Raw genomic sequence first — 7,260 nt, 5'->3', positions numbered from 1 at the left:
GCCTCGCGCGCACGCACCTCGCGTTCCAGCCGGGCCTGGTGGGTGCCGCCGGGCGCGGCGCCGTCGTGGGCGTCGTCGGCGGCGCGGCGGGCCCGTTCGCGTACGGCGTCCAGCCGGGCGTAGAGCCGGGTGAGGTGGGCCTGCTCGGTGCGCAGGGCCGTGGCGAGGGCGCCGCTGGAGTTCCGTGCGTCCGCTGGAGGTTCGCTCATCGATGTGGTATCCTTGCGGTGAGGAGGCTGTGGAGCGTCATCTGAAAGGCGCTCAATTGACCCAGCCTACCCCATCCGCCGACGCCCGGCGTGACCTCGGCTGTTACTCTTGCGAAGCGTGAGCGCGAAGCCCCAGATCCCCAATGTCCTGGCCTCCCGGTACGCCTCGGCGACCCTGGCCCAGCTGTGGTCCCCCGAGCACAAGGTGGTCCTTGAGCGCCACCTGTGGCTCGCCGTCCTGAAGGCCCAGCAGGACCTCGGCGTCGAGGTGCCGGCGAACGCCGTCGCCGACTACGAGCGAGTGATCGACCAGGTCGACCTCGGCTCGATCGCGGCCCGTGAGCGGGTCACCCGTCACGACGTGAAGGCCCGGATCGAGGAGTTCAGCGAGCTCGCCGGGCACGAGCAGATCCACAAGGGCATGACCTCCCGGGACCTGACCGAGAACGTCGAGCAGCTGCAGATCCGTCAGTCCCTCGAACACGTGCGGGACCGTACGGTGGCCGTGCTGGTGCGCCTGGCCAAGCTGGCCGCCCAGCACTCCGAGCTGGTCATGGCCGGCCGCTCGCACAACGTGGCCGCGCAGGCCACCACCCTGGGCAAGCGGTTCGCGTCGATCGCCGACGAGCTGCTGGTCGCCTTCCGCCGTCTGGAGGAGCTGATCGCCCGCTACCCGCTGCGCGGGATCAAGGGCCCGGTCGGCACCGCCCAGGACATGCTGGACCTGCTCGGCGGTGACACCGGGAAGCTGGCCGAGCTGGAGCGCCGGGTCGCCGGGCACCTCGGTTTCGACCACGTGCTGACCAGCGTCGGCCAGGTCTACCCGCGCTCGCTGGACTTCGAGGTGCTCACCGCCCTCGTCCAGCTGGCCGCCGCGCCGTCCAGCCTGGCCAAGACCATCCGCCTGATGGCCGGCCACGAGCTGGTCACGGAGGGCTTCAAGGAGGGCCAGGTCGGTTCCTCCGCGATGCCCCACAAGATGAACACCCGCTCCTGCGAGCGCGTCAACGGCCTGGCCGTCATCCTGCGCGGCTACGCCTCGATGACCGGCGAGCTGGCCGGTGACCAGTGGAACGAGGGCGACGTCTCCTGCTCGGTGGTGCGCCGGGTCGCGCTGCCGGACGCGTTCTTCGCCTTCGACGGCCTGCTGGAGACCTTCCTCACCGTCCTCGACGAGTTCGGCGCCTTCCCCGCCGTGATCGAGGCCGAGCTGGACCGCTACCTGCCGTTCCTCGCCACCACCAAGGTGCTGATGGGCGCGGTGCGCGCGGGCGTCGGCCGGGAGACCGGGCACGAGGTCATCAAGGAGCACGCCGTCGCCTCCGCGCTGGCGATGCGCGCGGGCGCCCGGGAGAACGAGCTGCTGGACCGGCTGGCCGCCGACGAGCGGATCCCGCTGGACCGGGCCGCGCTGGACGCGCTGCTGGCCGACCGGCTGTCCTTCACCGGTGCGGCCGGTGCCCAGGTCGCCGAGGTGGTCCGCCAGGTGGAGGCCGTCGCGGCCGCCTACCCGGAGGCCGCCAAGTACGCGCCGGCCGACATTCTCTGACGTCGGATCAGCTCTGAGCCGAGGGCCCTGCCGCCGGACCGGTGGCGGGGCCCTCGCGCGTCGTGGGGACGTGGCCCGGGTCGAACGGCGGGGTGGTGGTGCCGCACGGCCAGTCGCAGTTCGGCTCGGCCACCGCTTGCTCCTCGGGGGCGAGCACATTGCCCCGTACGGTCGCGGAGGCGATCAGCCCGCCGGCGACCAGCAGGCCCGCGCAGATCAGCATCGAGGTGTGGAAGGCGGAGTCGACCGAGGCGGGCACCCGGTAGGCGTCACCGCTCAGCCCGGCCAGCGCCGGCAGGGCGGCCACCGCGAGCAGGCCGGCCGCGCGGGCGGCGGCGTTGTTGACCCCGCTGGCGATGCCCGCGTGCCGGACGTCGACGGCGGCCAGCACGGTCGCCGTCAGCGGCGCGACCAGCACGGTCATTCCGCAGCCCATCACCGTGACGGCGGGCAGCACGTCCGCCCAGTACGAGGAGTCCGGGCCGATGCGCAGCATCAGCAGCACCCCGGCGGCGCACAGCATGGGACCGACGGTGAGCGGGATGCGCGGGCCGATCCGTTTGCCGAGGCGCCCGGCGCGCGCGGACAGCGCCAGCATCAGCACGGTGATCGGCACCAGCGCGAAGCCCGAGACCAGCGGCGAGAACCCGGACACGATCTGGAGCTGCACCACCAGCAGGAAGAAGACGCCGCTGAACGCCGCGTACACGCACAGGGTGACCAGGTTCACCGCGGTGAACAGCCGGGAGGAGAACAGGCCGAGCGGCAGCATCGGCTCGGGGGCACGGCGCTCGACGGCCACGAAGGCGGCGCCGGCCGTCAGCCCGATCGCCCCGCTGACCCAGACGGCGGGGGACAGGCCCTCGCCGGCCGCGGTCAGCGCGTAGGTGACCGCGCCGAGGGCGAAGGCGGCGAGCGCGGCACCGAGCACGTCGAAGCGGCCGGAGGCGTCCTTGTCCCGGCTCTCCGGCACCGAGCGGGTGGTGACCGCGACCACGGCGACGGCGAGCGGCAGGTTCAGCAGGAAGATCCAGCGCCAGCCGGGACCGTCCACCAGCCAGCCGCCGAGGAAGGGACCGACCGCGGCCGACACCCCGCCGAAGCCGGACCAGAGGCCGACCGCCGTCGAGCGGTCGTCAGGGTGGAAGACCGCCTGGAGCATGGCGAGCGAGCCGGGGGTGAGCAGTGCCCCGCCGATGCCCTGGACGGCGCGGGCGGCGATCAGCACCCGGATGTCCGGTGCGACGGCGCAGGCCGCGGAGGCGGCGGCGAACCAGACCACGCCGACCAGGAAGACCTTGCGCCGCCCGTACCGGTCGCCGAGCGCGCCGCCGAGCAGGATCAGGCCCGCCAGGGTGAGCAGATAGGCGTTCAGCGTCCATTGCAGGGACGCCAGGGAGGCACCGAGGTCGGCGCCGATCCGGGGCAGGGCGACGTTCACCACGGTGCCGTCGAGCATCGCCATGCTGGAGCCGAGCACCGTCGCCAGTAGTACCCAGCGCCCCTGCGCGGTGCCCAGGCGCAGGGTGCCGGTCTCGGAGGTGGCCACGGGCGAATCCTGCGCTGCCGGGGCGCACGTGACAAGGGTCACCGGTGGGTGTGTTGACCGAGGGCGGTGCGTGAAGGGGCGGGTGCGCTGCGTCGCGGATCTCGGCGCAGGGTCGTGGATCAGTGGCGGGGGGTGAATGGGTTGTGTACGTATCGTGCGGTCCGGCCTGCGGAGGGTCACTGCGTCCGGGGGGATCGTTGCCGTTTCAAGAGATCGACATTGCTTCACCCGAACGGATGGGTTTTAGTTCAGCGACCGCCCGGCCAGTCCGGACGGATCCACCGGGTGGAACGCCGAGTCCTGCCGCTGCCCGGTGGTTCGAAACGAACTCTGCACGGCAGGAGTGGGGGACCCACAGGTAAGTCGCCGGACCGGAGTTCGCGCCTCAGGGCGCGGGTGTCCAGGACCGGCTCGGGGTGAAGCCGCGCATGCGGCCGGGCAACTCCAGCCCGAACCCGACAGCTCACCTCGCAGGCGTCGGAGAGGAAAATTCCATGCCTGCTCAGGCCCGTCGTATCGCCCTGCCCCGCGCTGCCCGCATCGGCATCGCCACCGCCGTCACCGGTGTCTCCTTCGCCCTCCCGCTCGTGACCGCGGTGAGCGCCCAGGCCCACATCGTTCCGGCCGCCCCGGTCGCGCAGGCTGCCGCCTCCACCGGCGCCAAGCCGGCCGCGCAGGCCGCTGCTCCGGCCGCCCAGGCCGCGCAGGAGAGCTACCGCGTCGTCAGCGGCGACACCCTGTCCAAGATCGCCGCCGCCAAGAACGTCGAGGGCGGCTGGCACGCGCTGTACGAGCAGAACCGCTCGGTCGTCGGTGCCGACCCGAACCTGATCTTCCCGGGCCAGCAGCTCGCGCTGCCGGGCCACGCCGCCGCGCCGTCCGCCGACGCTGCTCCGGCGAAGCCCGCCGCACCGGCCAAGCCCGCCGCTCCGGCGACCCAGGCCACCACGCCGCAGGCCCAGGTCCAGGTGAAGACCGAGGCGGCCAAGCCGTCCGCGCAGCTCCAGACCCAGCTGCAGGTCGCCGCTCCGGCCCAGGTCGTGACCGCCACTCCGGTCGCCGCCGCCACCTCCGGCTTCGTCGCCCCGCTGGCCAACCCGAAGCTGGGCACCGCCTACGGCGTGGCCGGTTCGATGTGGGCTTCCGGCCACCACACCGGCCAGGACTTCATCGCCTCCACCGGCACCCCGCTGCGCGCCGTCGCCAACGGTGTCGTGGTCAAGGCCGGCAACGGCGGCGCCTACGGCAACCAGGTCGAGATCAAGCTCGCCGACGGCCGCTACGCCGAGTACGCACACCTCTCCTCGATCGGTGTGAAGCTCGGTCAGGCCGTCACCGTCGGCCAGCAGATCGGCCTCTCCGGTGCCACGGGCAACGTGACCGGCCCGCACCTGCACTTCGAGATCCGCAACGGCTCGGAGTACGGCTCGGACATCAACCCGGTCGCCTACCTGCGCGCGCACGGCGTCGCGCTCTGAGCCCGAGGCGCTCCGACCTCGCGGGGCCCTGAGCCCCGAAGGTTTCAGGAACCGCCGCTGCTGCGGGGCGAATCGATCCTCCGGGATGGTCATGTCGGGTGACCGCTCGACCGGGTGATCGCCGCACAGTGGACATGGGCGCGGGACACGCCCAGGCCGGCCCGGCTTCATGAGGACCTCCTCGTGGAGCCGGGCCGGCTGCTTCGTTCGAGCGGGAGTCAGTGCCGGTGGACCGGCAGGCCGTACCGGGCGGCGGCCAGCAGCTCGTGCATCCGGTGGCCGAAGTCGTCGGTGTCCCGAGCCGGTTCGGGAAAGACCAGGCGGACGTCGCGGTGGCCGTGCGGGTGGTCCAGGCGCAGCACCAGGCCGTAGCGGTCCAGCGCGAGCGGGCGGACCTCCGGCTCGTGGGCGAGCACGGCCGGGTCCAGCAGCCGGGTGAGGACGTCGAGCGCCTCGGCGTGGTCGTCGGCGAGGTGGGTGAGCAGCGCGGCCTCGTGCCGGGCCAGCGGGTCGGGGGCGGCGAGGGCGAGGTCGTCGGCGGTGATTGCGCCGGTGCCGTACGGGGTGGCGAGGACGGCGTGGGCGACGTTCACCCGCAGGTGTACGCCGAGGCCGTCGTCGGTGAGGTGGGCCAGGTGCAGCCGGCCGGCCAGGGTGAGGCGGGCGCGGACCCGGTCGCGGACGGCGACGGGGGAGACGTCGGTGATGTCGAGGACGACGGCGAGGCCGTCGGTGGCACCGGCGGCGGCCGTGGTGAGCGGGTCGTCCAGGGCGGTGCGCAGCCGCAGCCGGGAGCCGTGCACGGAGACCGGGGTGTCCAGGTGGTGGTGCTCGCCCAGGGCGCGGACGGTGAGCGAGGAGGTCGTGCTGAGCAGGCTGTGGATCCGTTCGGCGGTGGTGGGCTCGGGGACCTCGGTGGCGCCGGTGGGCAGGCTCATGGACGGACCTCCAGTAAGTTAGGTGAGCCTAACCTAATGCGGGGGTGGGGGTGTGGCAAGCAGGCGTCCGGACGGGCGGAAGGGCCCGGACGCGCGGGTGGCGTCCGGGCCCTTCGGTGCGGCGGTGCGTCAGCCGATGACGGCCTGGGCGTCGATCTCGACCAGCATCGGCTCCTGCGGCAGCTCGACGAAGACGGTGGTGCGGCACGGCTTCACGCCGCCGGGCTCGATGTTCTCCTTGATGAACTCGGCGTAGACCTCGTTCATCAGCGGGAAGTCGGCGCGCTTGGTGAGGTAGACGCGGAACATCACCACGTCCTCGATGGTGGCGCCGCCGGCCTCGACGATGGCCTTGACGTTCTCCAGGGTGCGGCGGGTCTGCGCCTTCACGTCGCCGTGGTGCAGGTACTCGCCGGTGTCCGGGTCCTGCGGGCCCTGGCCGGAGACCTGGAGGATCGGGCCCTTGCGGACACCCTGGGAGAACATCCAGGCGGGGGCGGGGGCGCCGTCGGTGCGGATCTCGGCCTTCTCGCCGATCCGGGGCTGCTCGGAGGACATGGGGCTCCTTGGTGTCTTCGACGGTTCGTCAGTTGTGGTCGGGGCGGCCGCAGTCGGCCGACACGGCGCGGGTGGTGGCGAGCAGCTGCGGGAGCAGGTCCAGCACCTGCTCGTACGGCAGGACCACGTCGGGGACGGAGATCGACGCGGCGGCGACCACGCGACCGCTGGCGTCCCGGACGGGCGCGGCCACGCAGTTGATGAAGGCCTCATGCTCGGCGTGGTCCTGTGCCCAGCCCTGGACGGCGACCTTCTCCAGCTCGGCGAGCAGCGCCTCGGGGGTGGTCAGGGTGCGTTCGGTGTGCGGGGTGAAGTCGATCCCGGCCACCACCCGGCGCCGTTCGGGCAGCGGCAGGTCGGCCAGCAGCACCTTGGAGACGGCGGCGCTGTGCAGGGCGGCGCGCAGGCCGATCCGGGAGTACATCCGCACCGGATGGCGGGAGTCGAACTTGTCGATGTAGACCACCTCGCCGCCCTCGTACGCGGCCAGGTGCACGGTCTGACCGGTGGTGGCGTTCAGCTCGGCCAGGTGCGGGGCGGCGATCCGGCGCACGCCGCGCTGCTCCAGGGCCAGGCCGGAGAGCGCGAAGAGGCCGGCGCCCAGGTGGTAGCGGTAGGTCGCGTCGCGATAGACGAATCGTTCCTCTTCGAGGCTCTGGAGCAGTCGGAGCACGGTGGTCTTGTGGACGCCGAGTACCTCGGCGAGCTGGTCGAGGGAGCGCTCGCCCTCGCCGAGCTCGGCGAGGATGCGCAGGGCGCGGGTGACGGTCTGACTCATCGTGCTCCGCTTCGAGGGCTGGGGTTCCTGCTCATTGTGCCCGGGCCCGGTCGGCGGACGGGGCCCGGTCGGCCGGGCGCACGCGGCCGGTGGGCAGGGTCGGGCCGGTGATGCCCTCCGCGGTGACCCGGGTCGCGGCCCACTCGGCGGGGGAGGCGTCGAGCAGGGCGGCCACCACGGCGGCGTCCGGCAGCTCGGCCT

7 protein-coding genes and 1 riboswitch are annotated in these 7,260 nt (G+C 72.9%); of the genes, 2 read left to right on the top strand and 5 right to left on the bottom strand.

Annotated features, from left to right (window positions below; translation table 11 throughout):
• The coding region (locus tag KS423_RS33125; protein ID WP_224283456.1) for a hypothetical protein at window positions 1-209 on the bottom strand (209 nt) is incomplete at its 3' end.
• 109 nt (window positions 210-318) lie between these two features.
• Here KS423_RS33125 and purB point away from each other — a divergent pair.
• Window positions 319-1,758, top strand: a complete 1,440-nt coding sequence (gene purB / locus KS423_RS33120) for an adenylosuccinate lyase (protein ID WP_224283455.1) — start codon at window positions 319-321, stop codon at window positions 1,756-1,758.
• A gap of 7 nt (window positions 1,759-1,765) precedes the next feature.
• Here purB and KS423_RS33115 read toward each other — a convergent pair whose 3' ends face one another.
• Window positions 1,766-3,307: an MFS transporter gene (locus tag KS423_RS33115; RefSeq protein ID WP_224283454.1), complete on the bottom strand. Its 1,542-nt coding sequence runs from the start codon at window positions 3,305-3,307 to the stop codon at window positions 1,766-1,768.
• 354 nt (window positions 3,308-3,661) lie between these two features.
• Window positions 3,662-3,799: riboswitch (cyclic di-AMP (ydaO/yuaA leader) on the top strand.
• A 2-nt stretch (window positions 3,800-3,801) separates the two neighbouring features.
• Here KS423_RS33115 and KS423_RS33110 point away from each other — a divergent pair.
• Complete coding sequence (locus KS423_RS33110) at window positions 3,802-4,785, top strand: M23 family metallopeptidase (protein WP_224283453.1); 984 nt, start codon at window positions 3,802-3,804, stop codon at window positions 4,783-4,785.
• Window positions 4,786-5,003: 218 nt separating this feature from the next.
• On the opposite strand, the gene KS423_RS33105 is transcribed toward KS423_RS33110, so the two are convergent.
• From KS423_RS33105 to KS423_RS33095, 3 genes are all read right to left on the bottom strand, one after another.
• Window positions 5,004-5,723, bottom strand: a complete 720-nt coding sequence (locus tag KS423_RS33105; protein ID WP_224283452.1) for a DUF2470 domain-containing protein — start codon at window positions 5,721-5,723, stop codon at window positions 5,004-5,006.
• A gap of 129 nt (window positions 5,724-5,852) precedes the next feature.
• On the bottom strand, window positions 5,853-6,281 hold the full coding sequence (locus KS423_RS33100; RefSeq protein ID WP_224283451.1) for a RidA family protein: 429 nt from the start codon (window positions 6,279-6,281) through the stop codon (window positions 5,853-5,855).
• Window positions 6,282-6,309: 28 nt separating this feature from the next.
• Window positions 6,310-7,059 (bottom strand): IclR family transcriptional regulator, encoded by a 750-nt coding sequence (locus tag KS423_RS33095; protein ID WP_224283450.1) that lies wholly within the window; start codon window positions 7,057-7,059, stop codon window positions 6,310-6,312.
• Window positions 7,060-7,260: the final 201 nt, after the last annotated feature.

It is taken from the genome of Streptomyces sp. LS1784, assembly GCF_020103755.1.
Classification (GTDB): domain Bacteria; phylum Actinomycetota; class Actinomycetes; order Streptomycetales; family Streptomycetaceae; genus Kitasatospora.
Note: the sequence above shows the minus strand (reverse complement) of the source record. Positions and strands in the feature narration are given on the sequence as shown.

What these genes read in the sequence shown, in the direction of transcription:
- KS423_RS33110 (WP_224283453.1), top strand. Translation starts at nt 3,802, where the DNA reads ATGCCTGCTCAGGCCCGTCGTATCGCCCTGCCCCGCGCTGCCCGCATC.
- KS423_RS33105 (WP_224283452.1), bottom strand. Translation starts at nt 5,723, where the DNA reads ATGAGCCTGCCCACCGGCGCCACCGAGGTCCCCGAGCCCACCACCGCC.
- KS423_RS33100 (WP_224283451.1), bottom strand. Translation starts at nt 6,281, where the DNA reads ATGTCCTCCGAGCAGCCCCGGATCGGCGAGAAGGCCGAGATCCGCACC.
- KS423_RS33095 (WP_224283450.1), bottom strand. Translation starts at nt 7,059, where the DNA reads ATGAGTCAGACCGTCACCCGCGCCCTGCGCATCCTCGCCGAGCTCGGC.